We start from the raw sequence: 478 nt of genomic DNA, 5'->3' as shown, positions 1-478 counted from the left end.
TTGGCTCAGGGAAAGTCCGGGCGTAATGAAATCCAGGTTTTCCTTCAGATTAAAGTTGGCCTGCAACGTACGGTCATGCGTGGCAATGCGGCCCAGAGCCAGCAGAGAAGCCACGGGGTTATTGGGATACAAAGCCGTACCCGACCAGTTCTGGCTGTTTCCGTCCATTACCCGGTAAATGTTGGAGGGATACGTAGCTATATTCTGCCATAAATCGGGCCCGTTGAAATTCGGGTACCGACGGCTCTCGATCCGCCCCCCCAGGTCTACCCTGGCTTCGAAAATCTTGAAGAATTTGAAATCAAGGTTGGTACGAAGGTTAAATCGCTGAATCTGGGCGTTTGACGTAGACGGCGAGCTGGGTATGTCGTACAGTCCCGTTTGTTTCATGTAATCCAGGATGATCGCATATTTCGACACCTGATCACCTCCCGTAAACGACAGGTTGGCGTTCTGGTAACGTCCGTACTTCCGGAGC

The 478-nt window shown here is 51.9% G+C and carries 1 protein-coding gene; it reads right to left on the bottom strand.

Features of this window, described 5'->3' with window-relative positions:
* The coding region (locus BWI97_RS27965) for a hypothetical protein (RefSeq protein WP_199182144.1) at positions 1 to 478 on the bottom strand (478 nt) is incomplete at both ends.

The organism is Siphonobacter sp. BAB-5405, from assembly GCF_002872335.1.
In the GTDB taxonomy this organism is placed as follows: Bacteria; Bacteroidota; Bacteroidia; order Cytophagales; family Spirosomataceae; genus Siphonobacter.
The sequence above is the reverse complement of the archived record's forward strand: the minus strand, read 5'-3'. Positions and strand labels throughout refer to the sequence as shown.